Here is a 26,468-nt window from a genome sequence, read left to right on the forward strand (position 1 = left end):
GATGTACGCTCGCCGCCGCCGCGGCGCCCGCGCGCGCCGGTCAGCGGCCGACGGCCGCGAACCGTCGGTTAAACTCGGCGGCCGACCCGCGGCGCCAGGCCGTGCGGTCCTCCCGCTTTCACCGGACCCTGGATGCTGCTGTTCCTCCTCGCCCTGCCTTTTGCGGCGGCGCTGGCCATTGCCCTGGCCCGCGGCGCCTCGCGCCGGACCGTCGCCTGGCTGGCGGCGGCCGCACCGCTGCTGGGCCTGGGCGTGCTGGCCTGGCTGACGCCGACGGTGATGGATGGTGCGCCCCTGCAGTCGAGTCTGGGCTGGCTGCCGGAGGGCGGGCTGGCGCTGTCGCTGCACCTGGACGGCCTGGCCTGGATGTTCGCCGGCCTGGTGCTGGGCATTGGCGCGCTGATCGTGCTGTACGCGCACTACTACCTGGCCGAGGAGGACAGCGCCTCGCGCTTCTTCGGTTACCTGATGCTGTTCATGGGCGCCATGCTGGGCGTGGTGCTGGCGCACAACATGCTGCTGCTGGTGGTGTTCTGGGAGCTGACCAGCATCAGCTCGTTCCTGCTGATCGGCTTCTGGACCGGCCGCCAGGATGCCCGCCAGGGCGCGCGCATGGCGCTGACCATCACCGGCATGGGCGGGCTCGCGCTGCTGGGCGGCGTGCTGCTGATCGGCCGGGTCACCGGCAGCTACGAGCTGGACGTGGTGCTGGCCTCGGGCGATGCGATCCGCGCCAGCACGCTGTACCCGGCGATCCTGGCGCTGGTGCTGGCCGGCGTGTTCACCAAGAGCGCGCAGTTCCCGCTGCACTTCTGGCTGCCGCAGGCGATGGCGGCGCCGACGCCGGTGTCGGCCTACCTGCACTCGGCGACGATGGTGAAGGCCGGCGTGTTCCTGCTGGCACGGCTGCATCCGGCGCTGGCCGGCACCGACCTGTTCTTCTACGTGGTCTCGAGCGTCGGCGCGATCACCCTGCTGGTCGGCGCCTGGTACGCGATCTTCCAGCATGACCTCAAGGGCCTGCTGGCGTATTCCACCATCTCGCACCTGGGCCTGATCACCCTGCTGTTCGGCCTGTCCACGCCGATGGCGGTGGTGGCCGGCGTGTTCCACATCATCAACCACGCCACGTTCAAGGCCTCGCTGTTCATGGCCGCGGGCATCATCGACCACGAATGCGGCACCCGCGACCTGCGCCGGCTGGGCAACCTGCGCAGGTACATGCCGTATACCGCGGCCCTTGCGATCGTGGCCTCGCTGGCGATGGCGGGCATCCCGCTGCTCAACGGCTTCCTGTCCAAGGAGATGTTCTTCGCCGAGGCATTGCAGGCCGGCGAGCGCAATATCTTCCGCATCGCGATCAGCATCGCCGCACTGCTGTACGGCGTGTTCGGCGTGGCCTACAGCCTGCGCTTCGTGCACGACGCCTTCTTCGGGCGCGGCCCGCGTGCGCTGCCGCTGGAGCCCCACGAACCGCCGGTGTGGATGCAGGTGCCAGTCGCGATCCTGGTGGCGCTGTGCCTGGCGGTCGGCATCCTGCCCGCGCTGGTGATCGGACCGGTGTTGAAGACCGCCGTGGCCGGCACGCTCGGCACGGCCGCGCCGGAGTTCTCGCTGGCGGTGTGGCACGGCTGGAACCTGCCGCTGGCGATGAGCATCGCCGGTGTACTGGGCGGCCTGCTGTTCTACTTCGCGCTGCGCCGGCTGTTCACGGTGCACGACGCACTGCTGCGCACCTGGGGGCGGCACCTGTACCACGTCAATGTCGAGAAGCTGTTCAACGCCGCCTGGCGCTTCACCGGGCGGGTGGCGGCCGGCGGCATCCGCCGCAGCCTGTTCTGGATGATCGTGGTGGTGCTGGTGGTCGGCGCGACGCCCTTCGTCGGCAAGGAGGCCGCGCTGTTGGTCGACCTGCCCGGGCCGCAGCCGATGCCGTTGCTGGGCTGGATCCTGTGGGCGGTGCTGGTGGTTTCGACCCTGGCCATCGTGTCCTGGCACGGCAAGCGCCTGACCGCGCTGATCGTGATCGGCGCGGTCGGCCTGATGGTCAGCGTCGCCTTCGCGATGCTGTCGGCGCCCGATCTGGCACTCACCCAGCTGCTGGTGGAGATGGTGACCGTCGGGCTGATGATGATGGCGCTCAACTACCTGCCCAAGCAGTCGAAGCAGGCGCGCACGCCGTTCCGGCGCTGGCGCGATGCGCTGATCTCGGCGGTGGCCGGCATCGGCTGCGCGGGGCTGGCCTACGCGATGCTGGTCCGCGATCCGGGCGACACGGTCTCGGCCGAGATGCTGGCCCGCGCGCTGCCGGAAGCCTACGGCTCCAACGTGGTCAACGTGATCCTGGTCGACTTCCGCGGCTTCGATACCTTCGGCGAGATCACCGTGTTCGCGGTGGCCGCGCTGGTGGTGCACGCGATGCTGCGCTGGGCGCGACTGCGGCCGGACGAAATCATGCCCGGCCCGCCGGTGCAGCTGCCGATCCCGGCCGATCTCACCCAGCTGCTGTTCCCGCTGGCGCTCACCGTGTCGATCTATCTGTTCCTGCGCGGCCACAACGCGCCCGGCGGCGGCTTCATCGCCGGCCTGGCGATCGCGGTGCCGGTGCTGATCAAGTACGTGCTGCAGGGCGCGCGCGCGGTCGAGTCGACCTTCGGCTTCGACTACGTGCGCGGCATCTCGCTGGGCCTGCTGCTGGCCGCGGCCGGGGGGCTGGGCTCGCTGCTGTTCGGGCTGCCGTTCCTGACCAGCGGCCACATCGAACCGGTGCTGCCGCTGATCGGCAAGCTGCCGCTGGCCAGCGCGCTGGTGTTCGACACCGGCGTGTACGTGGTGGTGTTTGCCGGCGCGCTGCTGATCCTTTCGACGATGGGCACGGTGCGGCGGCGCACCCTGGCGGCCGAGGAGGCAGGCTGATGGAATTCGCGATGGCCAGCGCTATCGGCGTGCTGGTCGCGTCCGGGGTGTACCTGCTGCTGCGGGCCCGCACCTTCGACGTGATCCTGGGGCTGACCCTGCTGTCGTATGCCACCAACCTGCTGATCTTCTCGGCCGGGCGGCTGGTGACCGGCAAGCCGCCGGTGCTGCGGGCGGCGGTCGAGGCGATCCCCGAGTACTACACCGACCCGCTGCCGCAGGCGCTGGTGCTGACCGCGATCGTGATTGCCTTCGCGATGACCGCGGTGGTGGTGGTGGTGGCGATGCGCAACCACGCCGACCTGCGCAGCGACCACGTCGACGGACGCGAGCCGGAACAGGCGCCGCCTCCGGGCGATGCCGACGGCGAGCGGAGCCGCCGCGCATGATGCAGCACCTGGTCCTGGCGCCGATCCTGCTGCCGCTGGTCTCGGGCGCGATCCTGCTGCTGTTCGAGCGCCGCCACGACGTGCGCGTGCTGCGCACCGGCGCGTGGGTCGGCATGGCGCTGCTGCTGGCGGCGTCGCTGGCGCTGCTGGCGCAGGCCGACGAAGGCCGCATCCAGGTCTACCTGATGGGCGACTGGCCCGCGCGGCTGGGCATCGTGCTGATGCTCGACCGGCTCAGCGCGCTGATGGTGCTCACCACCACGCTGCTGGCAATCCCGGCGCTGATGTACGCCTGCGCCGGCTGGGACCGGCGCGCCCTGCACTTCCATGCGCTGTTCCAGATCCAGCTGGCCGGGCTCAACGGTGCGTTCCTGACCGGCGACATCTTCAACCTGTTCGTGTTCTTCGAGGTGATGCTGATCGCCTCCTACGGCCTGCTGCTGTCGGGCGCACGCGGCGAGCGCATTGCCGCGGGCATGCACTACGCGGTGTTCAACATCGCCGCATCGACCCTGTTCCTGATCGCGCTGGGCCTGATCTACGGCCTGCTGGGCACGCTCAACATGGCCGAGCTGGCGGTGCGCGTGGCCGAAGTCGCGCCCGAGGATGCGGCGCTGGTGCGGGTCGCGCTGGGGCTGCTGCTGGTGGTGTTCTGCGCCAAGGCCGCACTGCTGCCGATGTACCTGTGGCTGCCCGACGCCTACGCGCGCGCGCCGGCGGCGGTGGCCGCGCTGTTCGTGATCATGACCAAGGTCGGCCTGTACGCGCTGCTGCGCGTGAGCTCGCTGATGTTCGGCGAGGGCACCGGCCCGCTGGCCGGGTTCGGGCAGGAACCACTGCTGGTGCTGGGCATGGCGACGATGCTGCTCGGCAGCCTTGGCGTGGTCGGCGCGCTGCGCCTGCGCATCGGCGCTGCCTACCTGGTGCTGATGTCGTCGGGCACGCTGTTCGTGGCGTTCTCGCTGGCGCAACCGGGCACGATCGCAGCCGGCCTGTACTACCTGCCGCACAGCTGCTTCGCGGCGGCGGCGATGTTCCTGATCGCGCACATCGTGCAGCGCGAGCGCGGCCGCGCAGGCGATCGCGTGCTGCCCACCGCGCCGCCGATGCCGCGCCTGACCGGATTGCTGTACATGGTGGCCGCACTGTCGCTGATCGGCCTGCCGCCGCTGTCGGGCTTCATCGGCAAGTTCATGATGCTGGGCGCGGTGCCGGCCGACGAGACGGGCTGGGTCTACACGACGGTGCTGGGCAGCAGCCTGCTGGCGCTGATCGGGCTCAGCCGCACCGGCACGCGCCTGTTCTGGCGCACCGGCGAGGACGAGCCCGCGCGCCCCGCCGCGCCGTCCGACATGCCCAAGGTGGGCGCGCTGGAGATCGGTGCGACCGTGCTGCTGCTGGGCTATGGCGTGGTGATGGGGCTGGCGCCGGCGCCGGTCATGCGCTACACCACGGCCGCGGCCGAGCAGCTGCTGTCGCCGGCCGACTACGTGCGCGAAGTGCGCGCCACCACGCCGCAGGTGCGCGCGCCATGAGGAGCCGGAGATGCTGAGCCGCATATTCCCGTCGATCCCGCAGAGCGTCACCGTGTTCGCGTTCTGGTGGCTGATGGCCGAGCGCACCAGCGCGGGCACGCTGCTGATGGCGGCCATCCTGGCGTGGCTGATGCCGCAGATCGCCGCGCGCCTGGAGCGCGAGTTCGCACGCATGGGCGAGGCCTGGATCCTGATCCCGCTTGGCCTGCAGCTGCTGTGGGACGTGCTGGTGGCCAACGTCACGGTGGCCCGGCAGGTGTTGGGGCCGGAGGAACGGCTGAAGCCGGGCTTCATCTGGATCCCGCTGGAGCTGACCAACATCCACGGCATCTCCGCCCTGACCAGCGTGATCACGCTGACGCCAGGCACGCTGACCGCCGCACTCTCCAACGACCGCAAGCACCTGCTGGTGCACTGCCTGCACGTGGAGGACCCGCAGCAGATGATCGACGAGATCAAGCAACGCTACGAAGCGCCACTGCGCCGGATCTTCCCATGATCGACCTGATGAACACGGTGATCGGCGGCGGCATGGTCGTCGTCGGTCTGGCCATGCTGCTGGCGCTGTGGCGGCTGGTGCGCGGGCCGACCGCGCCCGACCGCATCCTCGCGCTGGACACGCTGTACGTGGCCACCATCGCCGAGGTGGTGCTGCTGGGCATGCTCGACGAGACCGAGGTCTACTTCGAGATCGCGTTGATCATCGCGATGCTCGGCTTCTTCGGCACCGTGGTGCTGAGCAAGTACGTGATCCGCCGGGACATCGTCGAATGAGGCTCGCGATCGACATCCTGACCCTGGCGCTGCTGGGCGTGGGCTGCTTCTTCGTGTTCCTGGGCAGCTTTGCCCTGGTCAAGCTGACCAGCTTCTTCCACCGCATCCACGGCCCGACCAAGGCCAGCACCCTGGGCGTGGGCTGCATCCTGGCCGCCTCGGTGCTGCATCGTTCGATACACGGCACCGGCCTGCATCCACGCGAACTGCTGATCACGGTGTTCCTGTTCCTCACCGCGCCGGTGGCCGCGCACCTGATGTCGCGCGCGGCGCTGTCGCTGATGGACAAGCGCCCCGAGGCGCCGTCGACCAGCACCGAGCCCGAGGGCCACATCCGCGACGATGCCGACGAACGCGCCGAGCAGAAGGCGCGCGAGCTGGAGGAAGGCCGCGACGACGGCTGAGGGCGTACCGGCCCGGTAACGCAGGTCACGCGTGTCTCCGGCCGCCTCGTCCCTGCCTGTCATTTCGACCGCAGGGAGAAATCTGTTTTCCACCCGGGACGTCAGGCAGTGCTCGTGCTGCCAGATCGCCATGCAACCGCCCGAGATTGACCGGCTTCGCCGTTGAAAAGCGCCTCTCCCTTCGGTCGAAATGACAAAAGTAGCGGCCGACGACGACGCGTGCTTCAGGCGCCCAGCCCAGCGCCTCAGGTCATCGCCAGTTCGAACCCCACCCACGCCGCGAACGCCAGCAGCAGCACCGCGCCCTCGGCGCGGCTGACCTGCAGGGTGCCGCGCAGCATGGGCAGCAGCAGCGCGGCGAACACCAGCGCCGCCGGCAGCTCGAAACGCAGGAACGAGGCCGGCACGGGCACGTCGCGCACCAGGGCCATACCGCCGACCACGAGCAGCAGGTTGACCAGGCTCGAGCCGATCACGTGGCCGGCGACGAGGTCGCCCTGGCCGCGTCGCGCCGCCGCGATCGCGGCAGCCACTTCGGGCAGCGCCGTGCCGATCGCGACCGGCAGCAGGCCGACCAGCAGCGAGTCCATGCCCAGCAGCGGACGCATGTCCAGCGCGCCCTGCACCACCCACTTCGCGCCGAACCACAGCAGGGCGATCGCGATCACCAGGCGCACCAGGTTGAACGCAGGCGGCGTGCGCGTTTCGGCGAAGCCGGCGAATTCGGCGCGCAGCTCGGGCTGGCGCCGGCCGAAGTACCAGGCAAAACCCAGCACCGCCACGAACGCGGCGACCAGCACCGCCCCATCCAGGCGCGTGAGGTAGCCGTCCTGGCCCAGCAGGATCGTCGCCAGGGTTGCCACCACCAGGCACACCAGCGGCGAGGGCAGCGCCTTCCAGCGGATCACCAGCGGCGCGCACAGCGCGGCCGCGCCCAGGGTCAATCCGAAGTTGACGATGTTGCTGCCGATCGCATTGCCCAGCGCGAGCGCGTGGTCGCCAATGGCCATCGCGCGCAGGTTGACCGCGAGCTCCGGCACCGAAGTCGCGAAGGCCACCAGCAGCAGCCCCGTGGTGAACGGCGAGATGCCCGTGCGCCGCGCCAGGCCGAGCGAGGCCTTGACCAGCGAATCGCCACCCAGCGCCAGCAGGGCGATGCCTGCCGCGAAGTAGAACAGCGCACCGGCCATCGTCACGTCCCCCGCCTGCGAAGTGCCGCGACTATGCCGGAGCCGCGGTTACGGTCACGAACAGCCTTCGACATAGTCCACCTGCGGCGGCACGCCTACGCGCCACTCGTCCACGCGACCGGCGGCATCGAGTTCCAGCACGAGCACGCCGTCGCCGCCGTCGGGCGCGGACACGCGCAGCACCTTGCCCTCGGGGTCGTACTTGTGGGGCTGCTCCTCCACGCGCCCCTCGTACAGCGCGCGCACCTCGTCGCCGCTCATGCCGAGCTTGGCGCCACCGGGCGCGGTGACGCCGGCGTCGCGCACGTCCACGCGCACGAAGCGGTCGCCCTCGATCATGAAGGCGGTACGGTAACCCTCGCTGCCGAGCGGCTGCGGGATCAGGTAGTGGCAGCCGCCGGGCTCGGCCGGTTGCGCATCGCCAAGGTCGCCGCCCCAGGCCTGGCGCACGGCTTCGGCGCTGGCGCCGAACTGCGCCGGGCCGAAGCCGGCGAATCCGATCGTGCCTTCGGCCGGTGCGTCGACGCGCAGCGAGCCGGAGGCCTGGCCGCCTGCGGATGCGGGCAAGCCGCTCGACGCGTCAGCGGGCGCCGACGGCGCAGGTGCCGGTATGGCGTCGACGGTGGGCGGAGCGGTGTCGGCATCGTCGCGCTGGCTGCCGCAGGCGACAAGTGCCGCCACGGCAAGAGCCAGCAAGGGGGCCTGCAGGCGCATGGAACCTCCGGGATCGGTGCGGAGGCGCGAGCATGTCATGGGGGGCGTGAGCGCGACGGTGACGAGGCTCGACCGTGCGCGCCGAGCCCCTCAGCCCGGCGGCGAGAAGTGCTTGCCCAGCCCCGCCCAGCAGGCCTGGTAATCGCGCTGCCGGTGCGCCGCGCCGCTCGCCTGGCGGGTGGGCTTGAGCACGCCGCGCGTCTCGAACATGAAGGCCATCGTGCCTTCGATCACGTCCGGCTTCGACAGGTCCGCGGTCGAGGCCTTGTCGAAGGTGGCCGCGTCCGGTCCGTGCCCGGTCATGCAGTTGTGCAGCGAGCAGCCGCCCGGCGCGAAGCCCTCGGCCTTGGCGTCGTACACGCCATGGATCAGGCCCATGAACTCGCTGGCCACGTTGCGGTGGAACCATGGCGGGCGGAACGTGTCCTGCTGCACCAGCCAGCGCGGCGGGAAGATCGCGAAGTCCAGGTTGCCCACGCCAGGCGTGTCGGTCGGCGCGGTCAGCACCAGGAAGATGCTCGGATCGGGATGGTCAAAGCTGATCGAGCCGATCGCGTTGAAGCGCCGCAGGTCGTACTTGTAGGGCGCGTAGTTGCCGTGCCAGCCGACCACGTCCAGCGGCGAATGGCCGATCGGCGCGTGCCACAGGTGGCCGTTGAACTTGGCGATCAGCTCGAAGCCGCCCTCGAGGTCCTCCCAGGCCGCCACCGGCGTCAGGAAGTCGCGCGGGTTGGCCAGGCCATTGGAACCGATCGGCCCCAGGTCCGGCAGGCGCAACAGGGCGCCGAAATTCTCGCAGACATAGCCGCGCGAGGGCCCGTCAGGCAGCTCGACGCGGAAGCGCACGCCGCGCGGGACCACCGCGATCTCCAGTGGCTCCAGGTCGATCACGCCCAGCTCGGTGATGATGTGCAGCCGGCCCTGCTGCGGCACGATCACCAGCTCTCCATCGGCGCTGTAGAAGTAGCGTCCGCGCATCGCGGTGTTGGCCGCGTACAGGTGGATACCGACGCCCGCGTGCGCATCGCTGCCGCCGTTGCCGGCGACGGTGTACAGGCCTTCGACGAAATCGGTCGGCGCCTCGGGCATCGGCAGCGGGTTCCAGCGCATCTGGTCCGGCGACACCGGTGCCTCGCCGAAGCGGTCGTGGAAACGCGGCTGCGCGAACGGCTCGAAGCGCCCGTGCATCGCCGCCGGCCGGATCCGGTACAGCCAGCTGCGCCGGTTGCTGCCGCGCGGCGCGGTGAACGCGCTGCCGGTCAGCTGCTCGGCATACAGCCCGTGCGCCACCTTCTGCGGCGAATTGCGCCCCACCGGCAGGGTGCCCGCGATCGCCTCGGTCGCGAATTCGTTGCCAAAGCCCGACATGTATCCGTCCACGGTATCTCCCGGAAACACAGAACGCGTCACTCGGCCGCGAGTTGAACCTGATGATGCGGCCAGAAAAATCCTTTTGCCTCGGATTCACGCGGATGACGCGGATCGGGCAAGGATCGCCGTGAACAGCCTGCCCTATCCGTGTGAATCCGCGTCATCCGCGGCAAAGCCCTACAGCACCCCGCGCTTCATCTGGTCGCGCTCGATGCTCTCGAACAGCGCCTGGAAGTTGCCCTCGCCGAAGCCTTCGTTGCCCTTGCGCTGGATGATCTCGAAGAAGATCGGGCCCAGTGCGTTGGTGGTGAAGATCTGCAGCAGCTTGCGCTGTTTGGTTTCCGGGTCGGCATCGATCAGGATCGCGTTGCGACGCAGCCGCGCCACGTCCTCGCCGTGCTCGGGAATGCGCTGGTCGATCACATCGAAATAGCTGTCCGGCGTATCGAGGAACTCGACGCCCTGCGCACGCATCCGCTCCACCGTCTCGTAGATGTCGTCGGTGAAGCAGGCGATGTGCTGAATGCCCTCGCCCTGGTAGGTGTCGAGGTATTCGTTGATCTGGCTCTTGGGATCGCTCGACTCGTTGAGCGGGATGCGCACCATGCCATCCGGTGCGGTCATCGCCTTGGACAACAGACCGGTCTTGGCGCCCTTGATGTCGAAATAGCGGATCTCGCGGAAGTTGAACAGCCGCTCGTAGTAGTCCGACCACTTCGCCATGTTCCCCTGGTAGAGGTTGTGGGTGAGGTGGTCGATGAAGGTCAGGCCGAAGCCCTCGGGCATCAGTTCCGCGTCGGGCAGGATCTCGTAGTCCGGGTCGTGGATGGTGCCGCGCTCATCGTAGCGGTCGACCAGGTACAGCATGCAGCCGCCGATGCCCTTGATCACCGGCGCGGCCACGGCCTTGCTGATCTCGTCGGCGGCATCGAACTCCTCGGCGCCGTTCTTCAGCGCCTGCACGCGCACCCACTCGGCGAGCTTGCTGAAGCGGATCGCGAAGCCGCAGGCGCTGGGGCCGTGCTTCGCGGCAAAGCGCGCGGCGAAGGAATCGGGATCCTCGTTGATCAGGAAGGTGCAGTTGCCCTGCCGGTAGGTGGTGATCGGGCGGGTACGGTGGCGCGCGACCTGGACGAAGCCGAGCTTGCGGAAGTAGTCGTGCAGTTGCCCGGCCTGGCCGGCGGGCGCGGCATACTCGACGAACTCGAAGCCATCAATGCCCATCGGGTTCTCGAACGTGGTCACCTGCATGCCCGGCTGGACCGGGGCGGTTTGTGACTGCGTTGTCATTGTGATAATCCTCTCTGGGGGGAGGGCACTGGGCCTGTGTGTCGGTCGCCCATCTTACAGTTTCAGGCGCAACCAACAGCAAGGTGCAGTGCATCATGTCCGACGCAGCAATCTCACAGGAACATGCGATCCTCGATCTGGAGCGCTTCCTGCCCTACCGTCTCAGCGTGCTGTCCAACCGGGTCAGCAACGCGATCTCCAGCGAATACCACCGCCGCTTCGGCCTAGCGATCACCGAATGGCGGGTCATGGCCGTGCTTGGCCGCTACCCCGGGCTGTCCGCACGCGAGGTGACCGAGCGCACCGCGATGGACAAGGTCGCGGTCAGCCGCGCGGTCGCGCGCCTGCTCGAGCGCGAACTGCTCAAGCGCGACATCCACGGCGACGACCGCCGCCGCTCGGTGCTGACGCTCTCGGAGGCCGGCTATTCGGTGTACGACGAGGTCGCGCCGATGACCCTGACCTGCGAGCGCCACCTGCTCGAGCCGCTGTCGGAAGACGAGCGCGCGACGCTGTCGCGGCTGATCGACAAGCTCGCCGGCGACGGCATGGACGAGATGCTGCGCCACATCTGAGCGCAATCCGGGCGGCGCGCCTGAGCGCGCCACCCCGTCCTCAGGGCCGGGTTTCCTTGCCGATGTCCACGCCCGCGGCCGCCGGTTCGGCGAGTTCCGCCTGCCCGGCCAGTTCGCTGTCGTCGCACAGGGTGTCCAGGTGCATCAGCCTGCGGATCAGCGGCGCGATGAACAGCATGGCCACGCCCACTCCGACCGCCAGCCAGCCGACGTTGGAGTAGACCTCCAGCACCTTCTCCGGGCCCGCGCCCTCGCCGCCAGTGGCGGCCGAGATCAGGCCCGCGGCGAAGTTGCCGGTGGCCGAGGCGAAGAACCAGGTGCCCATGATCAGGCTGGCCATGTGCGCCGGCGTCAGCCGGTTCATCGCCGACAGGCCGACCGGCGACAGGCACAGCTCGCCGAGGGTGTGGATCAGGTAGATCACGAAGATGAAGATCACCGGGGTCGCGCCCACGGTCGACGCATTGGCGCCGGCGACCAGGGCCAGGAAGCCCGCGCCCACCAGCACCACGCCGATGGCGAACTTGGCCGGCGTGGACGGCTCGAGGCCACGCCTGGCCAATGCCAGCCACATCATCGCGAACAGCGGCGCGAGGCAGACGATGTAGATCGAGTTGAGCGACTGGAACATCGAGGCCGGGACTTCCCAGCCCAGGATGTTGCGGTCGACCGAGCGGTCGGTGAACAGGTTCAGCGACGCGCCGGCCTGCTCGAACAGCGCCCAGAACAGGATCGAGCCGATGATCAGGTACATCGCGGCGAAGATCCGGTTGCGCTCCTCGCGCTGCATCGAGAACACCGCCTTGTAGAGCACGTAGCAGACCAGGATCAGGCCGGCGCCGCCCAGCAGGAAGCCGACCAGCTTCTGGTGCTGGATCATCCACCACACCAGGCCCACGGTCAGGAAGCTGAGGACGTAGAGCAGCCACTCGAAGCGGATGCCGAACAGCGGCGCCGCAAGCCGCTGCGGATCACGCGGCTCGCCGCGCCCCATCAGCATCGGCTTGCCGATGATGAACACCACCAGGCCCAGCAGCATGCCGACGCCGGCGGCGCCGAAGCCGTACTTCCAGCCGTAGGTCTGGCCCAGGTAGCCGGCGATCAGCGAACCGAGCATCGCGCCCAGGTTGATGCCCATGTAGAAGATCGTGTACGCCGGGTCGCGCCGGATGTCGGTGCGCGGGTACAGCTGGCCGACCATCACCGAGATGTTGGCCTTGAGGAAGCCCGAGCCGACGATGATGAACGACAGCGCCAGCCAGAAGATGTTGATCTCGGCCGCGCCCTGGCCACCGGTGCCTTCGAACGCCATCAGGAAATGGCCGAAGGTCAGCAGCACCGCACCGAACAGCACCGCCTTGCGTTGCCCCAGGTAGCGGTCGGCGAGATAACCGCCCACCACCGGCGCGATGTACACCAGCGCGGTATAGGCACCGTAGATCACCGAGGCCTCGCCGTCGGAGAACATCCAGTGCTGGACGAGGTAGAAGATCAGCAGCGCGCGCATGCCGTAGTAGGAAAAGCGCTCCCACATCTCGGCGAAGAACAGGACGAACAGGCCTCGCGGGTGGCCGAGGATGGTCTTGCCCGCCTCGACGGCATGCGGATTGGTGGACACGGAAGGCGACTCCTGGGAAGGAAGGACCACGGCGCCTGGCGGCGGCCGCGAGGCGCGTAACTTAGCCCGCCGGGCCCTGCGATGGAAAGCCGCGGGCGGCGCCCATTCCATTTGAAGCCCGGATCACCCGAGCCCGAAACTGCGCCGATCTGGCGTCGATCTCCGGCCATCCGACCCTGCACAGGCGCGTTCGGGCGCGATCCCCGCGCAATCCGGCGGCGACGCACACGCCGGGCGCCAAGCGGCCGCAGCGGCGGCGGCGCGCCCGCAGCGGCCAGGCCATCGACGGCGCCCGCTGCGACGGGTCAGCCGGCCGGATACCCGTAGCTGGCACCGATCCCCAACGGCACGCCCAGGCCCCAGAACGCCAGCAGCAGGGCCGTCCACAGCACCGACAGCGCCAGCGAGTACGGCAGCATCAGCGAGGCCAGGGTGCCGATGCCGGCCGAGGTCACGTAGCGCTGGCAGAACACCACGATCAGCGGGAAGTACGGCATCAGCGGGGTGATGATCGTGGTCATCGAGTCGCCGACGCGGTACGCGGCCTGGGTGAGGTCGGGCGAGACCCCCAGCTGCATCATCAGCGGCACCATGATCGGCGCCAGCAGCGCCCACTTGGCCGAGGCCGAACCGATGAACAGGTTGACCACGCCGGTCATCACGATCAGGCCGATGATCGTCGCCCACATCGGCAGGCCCATCGACTCGAGCAGTTCGGCGCCCTCCACCGCCATCAGCGTGCCCAGGCCCGACCCGTTGAAACCGGCCAGGAACTGCGCGATGAAGAAGGCGATGACGATGTAGTACGCCATGCCGGCCATGGACTTGCTCATCGCCACGATGATGTCGCGGTGGCTCTTGACGGTGCCGGCGACGTAGCCGTAGACGACGCCGGGCAGCAGGAACAGGATGAAGATCAGCGCCACGATCGACTGCATCACCGGCGCCTGCGCGACCAGCAGCGCGTTGCCGCCAGCGGCCACCGCCGGGGTGTCGGCCGGCGCGCGCCAGGGCGAGGTTTCGGGCCACAGGCTCAGCGCGAACAGCGCCAGCGCGGCCAGCATCGCCAGCGTCGCCCACAGCAGCCCGCGGCGCTCGGCGTCGGTGAGCGGCGCCATCGTCGGCAGCTCCTTCGTGTCGCCGTCGACTGGGGTGCGCGCCAGCCGCGGCTCGATGACGCGGTCGGTGACGAACCAGCCGATGGCGATGATCAGCGCGCTCGAGACAGTGGTGAAAATCCAGTTGTTGAGCGGGTTCACGATCAGCGCCGGGTCGATGATGCGCCCGGCCTCCTGGGTGAAGCTCGCCAGCAGCGGATCCAGCGACGAGGGCACCAGCAGCGTCGCCGAAAACCCGCCCGATACGCCGCAGAACGCGGCTGCGATGCCGGCCAGCGGATGCCGCCCGGCGGCGTAGAAGATCACCCCGCCCAGCGGGATCACCAGCACGTAGCCCGCATCGACCGCGACGTGGCTCAGCACCGCCACCGCCACCAGGGCCGGGGTCAACAGCGCCTTGGGCGTGATCGACAGCATCCGCCGCAGCGCGGCGTTGATGTAGCCGGTGTGCTCGGCCACGCCAAGGCCCAGCATCGCGGTCAGCACCACGCCCAGCGGCGCGAAGGCCATGAACACGCGGTAGAGGTTGGCCATGAACGCGACCAGCGAATCGCCCGACAGCAGGTTGACGATGCGGATCGGCTCGCCGGTCGCCGGATGCAGCGCGCTGAACTCCACGCCCGACAGCAGCCACGACAGCGCCCACACCAGCAGCATCAGGATCAGGAACAGCGCGGCCGGGTCGGGAAGCCGGTTGCCGACGCGCTCGACGCTGTCGAGGATGCGCGATGAGATGCCGCGGCTGGGCGGGGCGGGTTCGGGGCGCTGATCACTCATCAGGCGGGATCCAGTGGCAGGCGAGGCGGCAGATGCTAGTGCATCCGGCCGGCGCGCGCGCCCGCGCCCGGGCCAGCTACATCCGCTGCTCCGGCCACAGGTAGGCGCGATCGTCGAAGCTGCGGCACCAGTGCGGGCGATAGACCACCACCAGCACCATCACCCCGCCGGCGAAGAAGGCTTCGGCGAACATCAGCATCGGCGTGGCCACCAGGTAGGCCTCCAGCGCACGACCGCCCAGCCACGCGGTGACCGCCGTCTTGGCCAGCATCGAAGCGGCCATCGCCACCGCCGCGCCGGCGAACGCGTTGAGCATCACGTAGGTGAAGACGTTGCGCGGCAGCCAGGTGCGCGCCGCCCACGACACGACCGCGCTCACCGCCACCGGCAGCGCCCCGGTGGCCAGGAAATCCATCGCCCATCCGTGCCAGGCCGCGCCCATCAGCAGTCCCGCCAGGCTCACCAGCGCCATCACCCAGCAGGCGGTGCCAGCCCCGAACAGCAGCGTGGCGATGGTGGCGCCGAGGAAGTGCAGCATCACGCCCTGCAGCGCGGCGGTGTTGAACCAGCGCATCGCCGCGAGCGCGAGCGTTGCGGCGATCAGGATCCGGCGCGCCTTCTCATCGGCGTCGGCGAGATGCCGGCGCAGCCCCGGGGTGGTGCGCGCCAGCACCAGTGCAGCGACCAGCCACGCCGGCCACAGCGCCCAGCCTGACAGCGTGGCGTCCATGGGCTTGCGCGCTCAGCGCCCCGGCCCGATGTGCGTGCGCACGTCGAACAGCTCAGGGAAGAAGGTCAGGTCCAACGCCTGCTTCAGGAAGCCCACGCCCGACGAGCCACCGGTGCCGCGCTTGAAGCCGATGATCCGCATCACCGTGCGCATGTGGCGGAAGCGCCACAGCTGGAACTGCGTCTCAAGATCCACCAGGTCCTCGCACAGCGCGTACTCGCGCCAGTAGCGGCCGGTGCCTTCGTAGATCGCCTCGAACACCGGCAGCAGCGCCTCGTCGCGCACGTGCGGGCGCGACCAGTCGCGCTGCAGGTGCTGCGCCGGCACCGCGTGTCCCCAACGGGCGAGGTACATCAGGAACTCGTCGTACAGCCCGGGCGCATCGAGCGCCTCGCACAACCGCGCCTGCCCGGCCGGATCGTGGGCGAACACCTTGAGTATCGCCGTGTTCTTGTTGCCCAGCAGGAACTCGACCATGCGGTACTGCAGCGACTGGAAGCCCGACGACGGGCCCAGCACGTCGCGGAACTCCATGTATTCCGAAGGCGTGAGTGTCTCCAGCACCGACCACTGCTCGGTCAGCTGGCGCAGCACCTGCTTGCAGCGCGCGATCACCTTCTGGCATTGCCAGACCTGGTCGCGGCGCAGGAACGCGATCGCCGCGCCCAGCTCGTGGATGATCAGCTTCAGCCACAGCTCCGAGACCTGGTGCTGGACGATGAACAGCATCTCGTCGTGGTGCGCCGGGTCGCTCAGCGGCTGCTGCGCGTCCAGCAGCCGGTCGAGCCGGAGGTAGCCTGCGTAGGTGATCCTGCCGTCGAGATCGGTGTGGATGCCGTCCTCGAGCGGACGTTCGTTATGTTCGATGGCCATCGCGCGAGGGTAGCGCACGGCGCTGCGCGGCGTCATGCAGACGACATCCGCAGGGTGCACAATCGCGCCTGCCAGGGGGGCCGGCCACCCGTTCCGCGAGGAACGGATTCGAAGGAGCGTACCCGTGGTCAATCGGCTCATTTCCCGGCTGCTGCCGGCGCTGGTCCTGTGCGGCGTGCTGTGCGCCGCGCCGCTGCAGGCGCAGGTCGTGGTCAGCCAGGTCTATGGCGGCGGCGGCAACAGCGGCGCGCCCTACAGCAGCGATTTCGTCGAACTGTTCAACCGCGGCAGCGAGGCAGTGCCGCTGTCGGGCCTGTCGCTGCAGTACGCCAGCGCTACCGGCACCGGCAACCTCGGCGCGGGCAGTGGCCAGATCGTGGTCCTGCCCGCGGTCACGCTGCAGCCCGGGCGCTACTTCCTGGTCGGCCTCGCCGGTGGCGCAAACGGTGGCCCGCTGCCGGCGCCGGACGCGACCGGCACCATCAACATGTCCGGCAGCGCGGGCAAGGTCGCGCTGGTCGATTCGCCATCTTCGCTGGGCTGCAACGGGGGAAGCACGCCGTGCACGCCGGCGCAGCTGGCGCTGATCCTGGACCTGGTCGGCTTCGGCGGCGCCAACTTCTTCGAAGGCGCCGGCACGGCGCCAGCGCTCAACAACGCCAGCGCCGCGTTTCGCGCCGACAACGGCTGCGTCGACAGCAACCACAACGCCGCCGACTTCGGCAGCGCCGCGCCCGCACCCCGCAACGGCGCTACCCCGCCCGCGCCCTGTGGCGGCGGCGGCACGCCTTTCGCCAGCATCAGCGACACCAGCGCCGCCGAGGGCGATGCCGGCACCACGCCGTTCTTCTTCACCATCAGCCTCAACCAGCCGGCCGGCACGGGCGGCGTGAGCGTGGACTACAACACCGCCGACGGCACCGCGACCACGGCCGACAACGACTACAGCGCCGCCAGCGGCACCGTGGGCATCGCCGAGGGCGCAAGCTCGGTGACGATCAGCGTCGCGGTGATCGGCGACACCGCCAACGAGCCGGACGAGAGCTTCAGCGTCGAGTTGTCCAATCCCGTCGGCGCCGAGCTCGCCGACGCCCAGGGCATCGGCACCATCCTCAACGATGACGTCACCACGGTCGCGATCTCCGCCATCCAGGGCGACGGCCAGCACTCGCCCTACAACGGCATGGCGGTGGCCACCACCGGTATCGTCACCGGCCGCAAGAACAACGGCTTCTTCCTGCAGACGCCCGACGGCGAGGACGACGGCAATCCGGCGACCTCCGAGGGCATCTTCGTGTTCACCTCGACCACGCCGTCCGAAGCGGCTGCGGTCGGCAACCGCGTGCTGGTGCAGGGCACGGTGGACGAGTTCATCCCGGCGGCAGACCCGCACCAGCTGCCGCTGACCGAGATCGTCAACGCCAGCGTGACCGCGCTCTCGGCCGGCCACGCCCTGCCCGCGCCGGTGGCGCTGACGCTCGGCCTACCCAATGCCGATGACGGGCTCGCCCAGCTCGAACACCTTGAAGCCATGCGCGTGGTGGTGCCCAGCGCCACCGTGGTCGCGCCCACCGGCGGCAACGTCAACGAGGCCCAGGCCACTGCCACCAGCAACGGCCGCTTCGCGGTGGTGGTGACCGGCACGCCGCGCCCGTTCCGCGAGCCGGGCATTCCGGTGCCCAACCCCGATCCGCTCGGCAGCAGCGCCACGGATATTCCGCGCTGGGACTTCAATCCCGAGCTGATCGCAGTCAACAGCACCACCATCGGCGCGCCGGCGGCCAACGTGGCGACGGGCTGCCTGATCACCGACGGTTCGCTGGTCGGTCCGCTCGACTACACCTTCCGCCGCTACACCATCCACCCCGAAGGCGCGCTCATCATCGACTGCAGCGGCACCGGGCTGCCGCGGCCATCGCGCCTGCCGACAGCAGACGACGCGAGCTTCGCCACCTGGAACATCGAGCGCTTCTTCGACGACAGCAATGACCCGGCGATCGGCGAGCCGGTACTCACCGCCGCGGCCTTCGAACGGCGCCTGGCCAAGGCCTCGCTGGCGATCCGCGGCTACCTGCACACGCCAGACGTGCTGGGCCTGACCGAAGTCGAGAACCTCACCACGCTGCAGGCGCTGGCATCCCGCATCAACGCCGATGCGATCACGGACGGTGATCCGGACCCGGGCTACAGCGCGCACCTGCTGGAAGGCAACGACGTCGGCGGCATCGACGTGGGCTTCCTGGTGAAAGCATCGGACGTCGCGGCCGGCACGGCGCGCGTCGAGGTGCTGGGCCTGGCCCAGCACGGCCCCGGCGAGCTGCTGGCCAATCCCGACGGCAGCACCAGCCTGCTCAACGACCGGCCGCCGCTGTCGCTCGACGGTATCGTCCATTTCGGCGACGGCCGCAGCTGGCCGTTCACCGCGATCGTCGTGCACCAGCGCTCGCTCAACGACGTCGACAGCGACGAAGCCGGCAGCAACGGCTGGCTCACCCTCGGCCAGCGCGTGCGCGCCAAGCGCCAGGCGCAGGCCGATTCGCTGGCCGCGATCGTGCAGGGCATGCAGGGCGCCGATGCCGCGCGCAACATCGTGGTGATGGGCGATTTCAATGCCTTCGAGTTCAACGACGGCCTTGTCGACGCGCTCGGCACGATCACGGGCCTGCCCGCGCCGGACGCGACGACTGCGGTCGACGGCGACGGCGTCGACCTGGTCGAGCCGGACCTGTACAACCTCACCCTGCTCGCGGAACCGGCCGACCGCTACTCGTTCGTGTTCGACTACCAGGCGCAGTCGCTCGACCATGTGCTGGTCAACGATGCGCTGGTGGAATCGTCGCTGGTCGCCGGGCTGGAGCTCAGCCACGCGCGCATCAGCGCCGACTTCCCCGAACTCGCGCGCAACGAGGACGGCACGCCGGCGCGGCTGTCCGACCACGACCCCACCGTGCTGCTGGTGCGTCTGGCGGCGCTGCGTTTCGCCGACCTGTCGATCGAGGCCGAGTCACTTGCCCCGACCGTTGCCGCCGGGGCGCTGGCGGAGTTCTCGGCGGTGGTCGCAAACGCCGGGCCCGACACCGCTGATTTCCCGGGCGCAGGCTTCGTGTTCGACGCGGCCCTGCCCGACCTGGTGGTCGCCGCGCCCGCAGGCTGGAGCTGCGACGCACCGGAGATCGCCGGCACCACCACCACGGTGGCGTGCAATGCCCCATCACTGGAGGCCGATGCCGAGGCGGTGTTCGCACTCGCCGCGACCGCGCCGGAGGCGCTGCAGGGTGCGCAGCTGACGCTGGCGGCTGCGGCCACCGCACAGACCGAGGATCCGGAGCCGGGCAACAACGACGCCAGCGCCGCAGTGCTCGTGGTCGACCCTTACGCGGGCGTGCCGGTGCTGGAGAACGGCGTCCCGGTGGGTGGACAGGCCGGCGCGGCTGGCGACGAGCTCGTCTACCGCATCGAAGTGCCGGTCGGCGCACGCAGCCTGCGCGTGCTCAGCTACGGCGGCAGCGGCGACGTGAGCCTGTACCTGGCCCACGAGCGCATTCCCACCGGCGCTGATTTCGACGGACGCTCACAGCGGCCCGGCAACAACGAAACCGTGGCGATCACGGCGCCCGCGCCCGGAACCTGGCTCGTGAAGCTGGTGGGCGTGCGCGCGTTCACGAATGTGTCGCTGCGCGCATCGTTCACGGATTGACGGCAGGAACGGGAATTCCAAGGCGCTTCGCGGCCCGGCCCCCACCCCAGCCCTCCCCCGCAAGCGGAGGAGGGCTGGGGTGGGGGCCGCCGCCGCAACGCGATCCAGCGCAGCGCCATCCTGCGTCGGCACACACCGCATTCGCCCGCGCATTGCCGCATTGCGCAACGGTTTCCTACGAAAGGACCCTTATCATTCGCCGTCCAATACTCACCGGATGGACGTGAATGACCGTTGCCGCACGCTTCGAGATCGAGTACCTGCAGTACCTCGACCCGGACGGACAGCTGGTCGCCGAACTGCCGCGGGATCTGCCGCCGAAGGATGAGCTGCTGGCGCTGTTCAGGCAGATGCTGTTCCTCCGCACCTTCGACGGCAAGGCCGTCGCGCTGCAGCGCACCGGCAAGCTGGGCACCTACGCGCCCGCGCTGGGCCACGAGGCCACCCAGATCGGGATCGGCGCGGCGATGCGCCCGGAGGATGTGCTGGCGCCGAGCTACCGCGAGTACGGCGCGCAGATCATGCGCGGCGTGCAGCTGCGCGAGATCCTGCTGTACTGGGGCGGCGACGAGCGCGGCAACGATTACGCCAACGAGCCCGCGCGTCACGACTTCCCCTGGTGCGTGCCGATCGCCACCCAGTGCCTGCACGCCGCCGGCGCGGCGCTGGCGTTCAAGCTGCGCGGCGAGAAGCGCGTGGCCGTGACCTGCTGCGGCGACGGCGGCAGCTCCAAGACCGATACCTACGCCGCGATCAATTCCGCCGGTGCCTACACCCTGCCCTTCGTCCAGTGCATCATCAACAACGGCTGGGCGATCTCGGTGCCGCGCAGCGCGCAGACCGGCGCGCAGACGCTGGCGCAGAAGGGCCTGGCCGGCGGCCTGCACTGCCTGCAGGTGGACGGCAACGACCTGTTCGCCGTGCTCGAGGGCATGCGCCGTGCCATGGAGCGTGCGCGCAATGGCGAAGGCGGAACCGTGATCGAGTTCCTCACCTACCGCCTGCACGACCACACCACCGCCGACGACGCGCGCCGCTATCGCGACGAAGCCGAGGTCAAGGACGCCTGGACGCGCGATCCGATGACGCGGCTGCGCACCTGGCTCAGCGCCCAGGGCCTGTGGGACGAGGCGCAGGAAAAGGACTGGATCGCCGAATGCACGCGTCTGATCGACGTGGAAATCAACGCCTACCTCGAAACGAAGACGCAGCCGCCGGAAGTGATGTTCGACTACCTCTACGCCGACCCGCCGCCCGACATCCTCGAACAGCGCGCGCAGCTGCTGGCGCTGGAGGGACGGGCATGAAGGCCGAGGCCAACCCGGTCGGCGGAGACGCCAGCGGCGCCGCGACCGCCAAGCCGATCACCCTGATCGAAGCCGTCACCCAGGCGCTTGCCTGGGAGATGCGCCACGACGAATCGGTGGTGGTGCTGGGCGAGGACGTGGGCGTGAACGGCGGCGTGTTCCGCGCGACCGCCGGCCTGCAGCAGCAGTTTGGCGAGATGCGCGTGCTCGACACGCCGCTGGACGAAACCACCATTGCCGGCCTCACCGTCGGCATGGCCGCGATGGGCATGAAGCCGGTGGCCGAGGCCCAGTTCGACGGCTTCGTCTATCCGATGCTCGACCACATCATCTGCCACGCCGCGCGCTTCCGGTACCGCACCCGCGGTCGCATCACCTGCCCGATGGTGCTGCGCGTGCCCTGGGGCGGCGGCATCCGCGCGCCCGAGCACCACAGCGAGGCCAACGAGGCGTTGTTCACCAACGTGCCCGGCCTGCGCGTGGTGCTGCCGTCGTCGCCGGCACGCGCCTACGGCCTGCTGCTGGCGGCGATCCGCGAGCCGGACCCGGTGATCTACTACGAGCCCAAGCGCATCTATCGCCAGTACAAGGAAGTGGTGCCCGACGACGGCGAGGCGCTGCCGCTGGACGTGTGCTACGTGCTGCGCGACGGCAGCGACGTCACCCTGGTGACCTGGGGCGCGCAGGTCAAGGAAGCGCTGGAAGCCGCCGAGCAACTCGAGGCCGAAGGCATCAGCGCCGAGGTCATCGACGTGGCCACGCTCAAGCCGCTGGACTTCGCCACCATCGCCGAATCGGTGGCCAAGACCGGCCGCTGCGTGATCGTGCACGAGGCCCCGCGCACCGCCGGCTTCGGCGCCGAGATCGCCGCGCGCCTGGCCGAGCACTCGATGTACGACCTGGTCGCGCCGGTCGAACGCGTCACCGGCTACGACACGCACATGCCGCTGTTCCGCCTGGAGATGAAGTACATGCCGTCCACCGCACGCGTGGTCGAGGCGGCGAAGCGCACGCTGGCCGCGGGCTGAGCCGCGTTCGACATGCGACGGCCGCTGGCGGCGCGCAGCGCGCCGTTGGCGACAAGACCCTGAACCGCGAGCGCCGGTTGGCTTTCCACTGATACGCAGGCCCCCATGACCCAGACCAAGAGCTTCCTCCTCCCCGACCTCGGCGAAGGCTTGCCCGACGCGACCATCGTCGAGTGGTACGTCAAGGAGGGCGACACGATCCGTCTCGACGACAACCTGGTGTCGATGGAAACCGCCAAGGCGCTGGTCGACGTGCCCTCGCCGGTGTCGGGCAAGGTGCTGAAGCTTGCTGGCGCGGCGGGCGACGTCATCACCACCGGGGCGATGCTTGCGCAGTTCGAGCTCGACCCTTCGCAGCCGCAGCGCGCGGAGGGTCAGGACACCGGCCACCATCACGCCGCGGCCGCTCCGGCGAAGGGCGTGGGCGCCTCCGATCCGGCCCCGGACGATCGCGTCGTGGCCTCGACCGAAGGCGGCGCGATCGAAAGCGGCGCCGCTGAGCCGCCCGAAGACAAGTCGGAGCCAGGCGGGGAACGCGCCGACAGCGGCACCGTGGTCGGCGCGATGCAGGCCTCCGACGCCGTGCATGCGGAGTCTGCGGTCTCGGTCGGCGGCATCAAGGCGATGCCCGCGGTGCGCGCGATGGCACGCAAGCTCAAGGTCGAGCTGTCGCGCGTGCGCGGCAGCGGCGCCGAGGGCGTGGTGACGATGGCGGACGTGAAGCGGGCGGCTGCGGAGGGATCTGCGGCGGCTGCCGGCCCCCACCCCAACCCTCCCCCGCAGGCGGGGGAGGGAGCAATGCCTCGCGGATCGGCTGCGACGCGCGATCGACTCCCTCCCCCGCTCGCGCGGGAGGGCCGGGGTGGGGGCAGCTCCGCCGCCGCGCCTGCACCGCAGCGCGCACAGGGCCAGCGCACCCCGCTGTCCGCCTCCGGCAAGCCCATGCGCACCCAGCCGCCCTCGGTCGCCGCCACCGGCCAGCCCGAGCAGCTCAAGGGCGTGCGCCGCAACATGGCGCGGGTGATGGCCGACGCGCACGCCAAGGTCGTGCCGACCACGCTGGTGGACGATGCCGACATCCAGGCCTGGCAGCCCGGCAACGACATGACTGTGCGCCTGATCCGCGCGATCTGCGCCGCAGCCGCTGCCGTGCCCGCGCTCAACGCCTGGTTCGACGGCGACAACCTCAGTCGCACCCTGCATCCGCAGGTCGACATCGGCATCGCGGTCGACACGCCGGAAGGCCTGTTCGTACCCGCGCTGCGCAATGCCGACCTGCTCGACGCCGCCGGCATCCGCGACGGCATCGACCGCCTGCGCGCGCAGGTGCAGGACCGCAGCATCCCCGCCTCGGAGCTGTCCGGCTACACCATCTCGCTGTCCAACTTCGGCATGTTCGCCGGCCGCTACGCCACGCCCGTGGTGGTGCCGCCGTGCGTGGCCATCGTCGGCGCTGGCCGTGGCCGCCACGAAATGGTGCCGGTGGTCGGCGGCTTCGAAGCGCGGCGGATCCTGCCGCTGTCGCTGACCTTCGACCACCGCGCCTGCACCGGCGGCGAAGCCGCACGCTTCCTCAAGGCGTTGCTGGACGATCTCGCCCTGCCCGACTGACCCGGGCGTCCGCGCCCTTCGAATCTCCCGCCGAAGCGAGGTTCACGCCATGCATCGCAGTCGCCTTGCCGGTTTCATGATCGACTGCGGGCAAGGCACGCTCGCCGATGCCGCCACATTCTGGAGCCGCGCGCTCGACCTGCCGCTTGCGGAGCCGGACGAAGGCGGTCGCGGGCGCTACGCCGTCCTCGACGCCGGCCCCGGCGGCCTGCACGTGGAGGTGCAGAAGGTCGACCAGCCCTCGCGCGTGCACCTGGACATCGAAGCGGACGACATCGAGGCCGAAGTCGTCCGGCTGGAAGCGCTGGGCGCGCGCCGGATCGAATTCGTACGCGAACGCTGGTGGGTGATGGAGGCGCCCACCGGCCATCGCTTCTGCGTGGTGCCGCTGCGCGATCCGGATCGACGCGCCCCGCCCAGCACCTGGGAATAAGCGACCGCCGCCCCTCCACAGGATCACCGCCATGCCGCACCACAGCCGCCTGAGCACTTTTGTCCTCGACTGCGAGGTCGACGACCTCGCCCCGCACGTGGAATTCTGGAGCCGCGCGCTGGGCAAGCGCGTCGATACCCGCGACGAGGACGGCGACGGCAAGTACGCGCGCCTACATACGGAAACCGACGAGCCGGTGCTGCTGCTGCAGAAGGTCGCGCACCCCTCGCGCATTCATCTGGACATCGAAACCGACGACGTCGATGCGGAAGTCGAGCGCCTGGTCGCCCTGGGCGCGCGCAAGCTCGAAGCCGTGCACAGCTGGGTCGTCATGGAGGCGCCCAGCGGACACCGCTTCTGTGTCGTGCGCCCGCAGCGCAAGCCGCTGGGTCCGCACCTCAACCGCTGGGACTGAAGTCGCGCGGCGCCTGCGCTAGTCCTTCGCCGCTCCGGCGCGCGCGGGGTCGCTGCGTGCGCGCACCGCCTTGAACTCCGAGTCGTCCTGCCAGCCGGGCCAGCCGTCGCCATCGGCGATGCCCCGCCCCAGCGTGTAGAGCAGGTCGACATCCTGCACCTGTCCGCTGACGTCCCAGTCCGCCGACCAGTTGTCGCAGGGCCGGTGGTAGCAGTCGGCGAAGTAGCGCTCGCGCAGCGCCTGGCCGCTGGCCACGCCGCCGTCGATGCGGTCGAGCCCGGCGCCAACGGTGATCGCCGGCACGCCCGCGCGCGCGAACGCGAAATGGTCGGCGCGGTAGAAGTAGCCCGCCTCCAGGTTGGGATCGGGCGAATAGACGCGGCCTGCGGCTTCGGCGACGCGGCGCAGGTCCTGCTCCAGCGACACGCGGCCGTTGCCCCAGGATGCGATGTCGCGGGTCGGGCCATCCGGGCTGAGCATCTCGATGTTGAGCACCGCCGCCGTCGTCTCCAGTGGCGCCAGCGGATTGGCCACGTAGTAGCTCGCGCCCTGCAGGCCCTTTTCCTCAGCGGTCAGCGCCATGAATTGCAGGCTGCGCGCTGGACGCGGCCCCCGCGCGAACAGCCGCGCGAGTTCGAGTACGGCGGCCACGCCGGTCGCGTTGTCGACCGCGCCGTGGCGGATGCCGTCGCCGCTGGCGTCGGGCTCGCCGATACCATAGGCATCCCAGTGCGCGGAATAGATCACGGTCTCGTCGGGGCGCGTCGCGCCCTCGAGACGGCCGATGACGTTGCGCGTGACCACTTCGTCGCGCGCCACGTCGAACGAGGCCGAGAGCGTCGCATCGCCCAGCGCCACTGGGGTGAATGCCGTGGTCTGCGCCCTCGCCTTCTCGCGTTCGAACTCCAGCCCGGCCTGCGCGAACAGCGATACCGCCAAGTCGCGATGCACCCAGCCGCGCAGCAGGGTGTGGTGGCTGGCCGCGTCATCGCGCGGAATGTCGAACAGCGGCGACAGCCCCGAACTGCGCACGGTGTCCCAGCCATAGGCGGCCGGCGCGGTCTCGTGCACGATCAGCGCACCCAGTGCGCCGCGGCGCGCGAGCTCCTCGTACTTGTAGGTCCAGCGACCGTGGTAGGTGACGGCGCGGCCGTCGAAGGCGCCCGGCGTCGGCGTCTCGAAATCCGGATCGTTGACCAGCACCACCGCCACCTTGCCGGCCAGGTCCACGCCCTTGTAGTCGTCCCAGCCGCGCTCCGGCGCAGTGATGCCGTAGCCGACGAACACCAGCGGCGCATCACGCACGTCGACCCGGTCGACCGGGCTGAGCGTCTGCAGGGTCAGGTCGTCGCCATTGGCCAGCGCGCGCGTTTGCCCGCCGACGCGCAGCGTTGCTCGCACCGGCCCTTCCACCCGCGCCCGCAGCAGCGGCACCGCCTGGGTCCAGCCGCCGTCCTCGCCGCCGGGCTGCACGCCGGCCTTGGCGAACTCGTCGACCAGGTAGGCGATGGTCTTCTCCTCGCCCGCCGTTGCCGGCGCCCGACCTTCGAATGCATCCGAGGCCAGCACCTGCACGTGGCGCATCAGCGACTCGCCGCTGGCGCCGCCGACGGTCGGTTCGGACGCGATGGCCGCCGCCGGCAGCAGGCAGGCCAGCAGGCAGTACAGGGGAAACTGGTGCATGACGTTCCTCCGGGCAAGGC

22 protein-coding genes are annotated in these 26,468 nt (G+C 69.8%); 13 read left to right on the plus strand and 9 right to left on the minus strand.

All coding sequences use genetic code 11. From position 1 onward, the window contains the following. Positions 1–132: 132 nt before the first annotated feature. The 6 genes from ACW5EG_RS12995 to mnhG are packed head-to-tail and all read left to right on the plus strand — an operon-like array spanning position 133 to position 6,018. Positions 133–2,916, plus strand: a complete 2,784-nt coding sequence (locus tag ACW5EG_RS12995) for a monovalent cation/H+ antiporter subunit A (protein ID WP_457018556.1) — start codon at positions 133–135, stop codon at positions 2,914–2,916. Next, on the plus strand, positions 2,916–3,305 hold the full coding sequence (locus ACW5EG_RS13000) for a Na+/H+ antiporter subunit C (protein ID WP_457018555.1): 390 nt from the start codon (positions 2,916–2,918) through the stop codon (positions 3,303–3,305). Before ACW5EG_RS12995 ends, ACW5EG_RS13000 begins: the two co-directional genes overlap by 1 nt. Continuing rightward, positions 3,305–4,840 (plus strand): monovalent cation/H+ antiporter subunit D, encoded by a 1,536-nt coding sequence (locus tag ACW5EG_RS13005; protein WP_457018554.1) that lies wholly within the window; start codon positions 3,305–3,307, stop codon positions 4,838–4,840. The genes ACW5EG_RS13000 and ACW5EG_RS13005 overlap by 1 nt, the downstream gene beginning before the upstream one ends. Positions 4,841–4,850: 10 nt before the next feature. Further along, entirely contained in the window at positions 4,851–5,339 is a 489-nt protein-coding gene (locus ACW5EG_RS13010) for a Na+/H+ antiporter subunit E (RefSeq protein ID WP_457021733.1), read from the plus strand. Then, entirely contained in the window at positions 5,336–5,614 is a 279-nt protein-coding gene (locus ACW5EG_RS13015; RefSeq protein ID WP_457021734.1) for a K+/H+ antiporter subunit F, read from the plus strand. Before ACW5EG_RS13010 ends, ACW5EG_RS13015 begins: the two co-directional genes overlap by 4 nt. Further along, on the plus strand, positions 5,611–6,018 hold the full coding sequence (gene mnhG / locus ACW5EG_RS13020; protein ID WP_457021736.1) for a monovalent cation/H(+) antiporter subunit G: 408 nt from the start codon (positions 5,611–5,613) through the stop codon (positions 6,016–6,018). Before ACW5EG_RS13015 ends, mnhG begins: the two co-directional genes overlap by 4 nt. Before the next feature lie 245 nt (positions 6,019–6,263). Here mnhG and ACW5EG_RS13025 read toward each other — a convergent pair whose 3' ends face one another. The 4 genes from ACW5EG_RS13025 to hppD all read right to left on the minus strand — a co-directional run bounded on the left by ACW5EG_RS13025 (position 6,264) and on the right by hppD (position 10,583). Then, the gene (locus ACW5EG_RS13025; RefSeq protein ID WP_457018855.1) at positions 6,264–7,208 is read right to left on the minus strand and encodes a sodium:calcium antiporter; all 945 of its coding nucleotides are present in this window, start codon (positions 7,206–7,208) and stop codon (positions 6,264–6,266) included. A 54-nt stretch (positions 7,209–7,262) separates the two neighbouring features. Continuing rightward, a complete protein-coding gene (locus tag ACW5EG_RS13030) occupies positions 7,263–7,922 on the minus strand; it encodes a hypothetical protein (protein WP_457018550.1) in 660 nt (219 codons plus the stop codon). Positions 7,923–8,012: 90 nt separating this feature from the next. Next, positions 8,013–9,290 carry a homogentisate 1,2-dioxygenase gene (gene hmgA / locus ACW5EG_RS13035; protein ID WP_457021822.1) on the minus strand — a complete coding sequence of 426 codons (1,278 nt, stop codon included), beginning with the start codon at positions 9,288–9,290 and terminating at the stop codon, positions 8,013–8,015. Between the two features lie 180 nt (positions 9,291–9,470). Continuing rightward, positions 9,471–10,583, minus strand: a complete 1,113-nt coding sequence (gene hppD / locus ACW5EG_RS13040) for a 4-hydroxyphenylpyruvate dioxygenase (protein WP_457018549.1) — start codon at positions 10,581–10,583, stop codon at positions 9,471–9,473. Positions 10,584–10,678: 95 nt separating this feature from the next. On the opposite strand from hppD, the gene ACW5EG_RS13045 reads away from it, so the two are divergent. Next, positions 10,679–11,158 carry a MarR family winged helix-turn-helix transcriptional regulator gene (locus ACW5EG_RS13045; protein ID WP_457018548.1) on the plus strand — a complete coding sequence of 160 codons (480 nt, stop codon included), beginning with the start codon at positions 10,679–10,681 and terminating at the stop codon, positions 11,156–11,158. A gap of 40 nt (positions 11,159–11,198) precedes the next feature. Here the strand turns inward: ACW5EG_RS13045 and ACW5EG_RS13050 are convergent, their stop codons facing one another. The 4 genes from ACW5EG_RS13050 to ACW5EG_RS13065 form a co-directional block, all read right to left on the minus strand. After that, positions 11,199–12,776, minus strand: a complete 1,578-nt coding sequence (locus ACW5EG_RS13050; RefSeq protein WP_457018547.1) for a peptide MFS transporter — start codon at positions 12,774–12,776, stop codon at positions 11,199–11,201. A 305-nt stretch (positions 12,777–13,081) separates the two neighbouring features. Then, complete coding sequence (locus tag ACW5EG_RS13055) at positions 13,082–14,671, minus strand: AbgT family transporter (protein ID WP_457021738.1); 1,590 nt, start codon at positions 14,669–14,671, stop codon at positions 13,082–13,084. A gap of 76 nt (positions 14,672–14,747) precedes the next feature. Next, entirely contained in the window at positions 14,748–15,401 is a 654-nt protein-coding gene (locus tag ACW5EG_RS13060; protein ID WP_457018545.1) for an energy-coupling factor ABC transporter permease, read from the minus strand. 12 nt (positions 15,402–15,413) lie between these two features. Next, positions 15,414–16,274 (minus strand): tryptophan 2,3-dioxygenase, encoded by an 861-nt coding sequence (locus ACW5EG_RS13065; protein ID WP_457021740.1) that lies wholly within the window; start codon positions 16,272–16,274, stop codon positions 15,414–15,416. 124 nt (positions 16,275–16,398) lie between these two features. Here ACW5EG_RS13065 and ACW5EG_RS13070 point away from each other — a divergent pair, with 124 nt between their 5' ends. From ACW5EG_RS13070 to ACW5EG_RS13095, 6 genes are all read left to right on the plus strand, one after another. Beyond that, complete coding sequence (locus ACW5EG_RS13070; protein WP_457021742.1) at positions 16,399–19,971, plus strand: Calx-beta domain-containing protein; 3,573 nt, start codon at positions 16,399–16,401, stop codon at positions 19,969–19,971. Positions 19,972–20,198: 227 nt separating this feature from the next. After that, positions 20,199–21,278, plus strand: coding sequence for a pyruvate dehydrogenase (acetyl-transferring) E1 component subunit alpha (gene pdhA, locus ACW5EG_RS13075; protein WP_457018542.1), 1,080 nt, complete (start codon positions 20,199–20,201; stop codon positions 21,276–21,278). Next, positions 21,275–22,306, plus strand: coding sequence for an alpha-ketoacid dehydrogenase subunit beta (locus ACW5EG_RS13080; RefSeq protein WP_457018541.1), 1,032 nt, complete (start codon positions 21,275–21,277; stop codon positions 22,304–22,306). Before pdhA ends, ACW5EG_RS13080 begins: the two co-directional genes overlap by 4 nt. A gap of 105 nt (positions 22,307–22,411) precedes the next feature. Then, the gene (locus tag ACW5EG_RS13085; RefSeq protein ID WP_457018540.1) at positions 22,412–23,917 is read left to right on the plus strand and encodes a dihydrolipoamide acetyltransferase family protein; all 1,506 of its coding nucleotides are present in this window, start codon (positions 22,412–22,414) and stop codon (positions 23,915–23,917) included. Positions 23,918–23,966: 49 nt separating this feature from the next. After that, the gene (locus ACW5EG_RS13090) at positions 23,967–24,350 is read left to right on the plus strand and encodes a VOC family protein (RefSeq protein WP_457018539.1); all 384 of its coding nucleotides are present in this window, start codon (positions 23,967–23,969) and stop codon (positions 24,348–24,350) included. Between the two features lie 31 nt (positions 24,351–24,381). Next, positions 24,382–24,765 (plus strand): VOC family protein, encoded by a 384-nt coding sequence (locus tag ACW5EG_RS13095; RefSeq protein ID WP_457018538.1) that lies wholly within the window; start codon positions 24,382–24,384, stop codon positions 24,763–24,765. An 18-nt stretch (positions 24,766–24,783) separates the two neighbouring features. Here ACW5EG_RS13095 and ACW5EG_RS13100 read toward each other — a convergent pair whose 3' ends face one another. Continuing rightward, a complete protein-coding gene (locus tag ACW5EG_RS13100; RefSeq protein ID WP_457021744.1) occupies positions 24,784–26,448 on the minus strand; it encodes a M28 family metallopeptidase in 1,665 nt (554 codons plus the stop codon). Positions 26,449–26,468: the final 20 nt, after the last annotated feature.

This window comes from Luteimonas sp. A611, assembly GCF_054072715.1.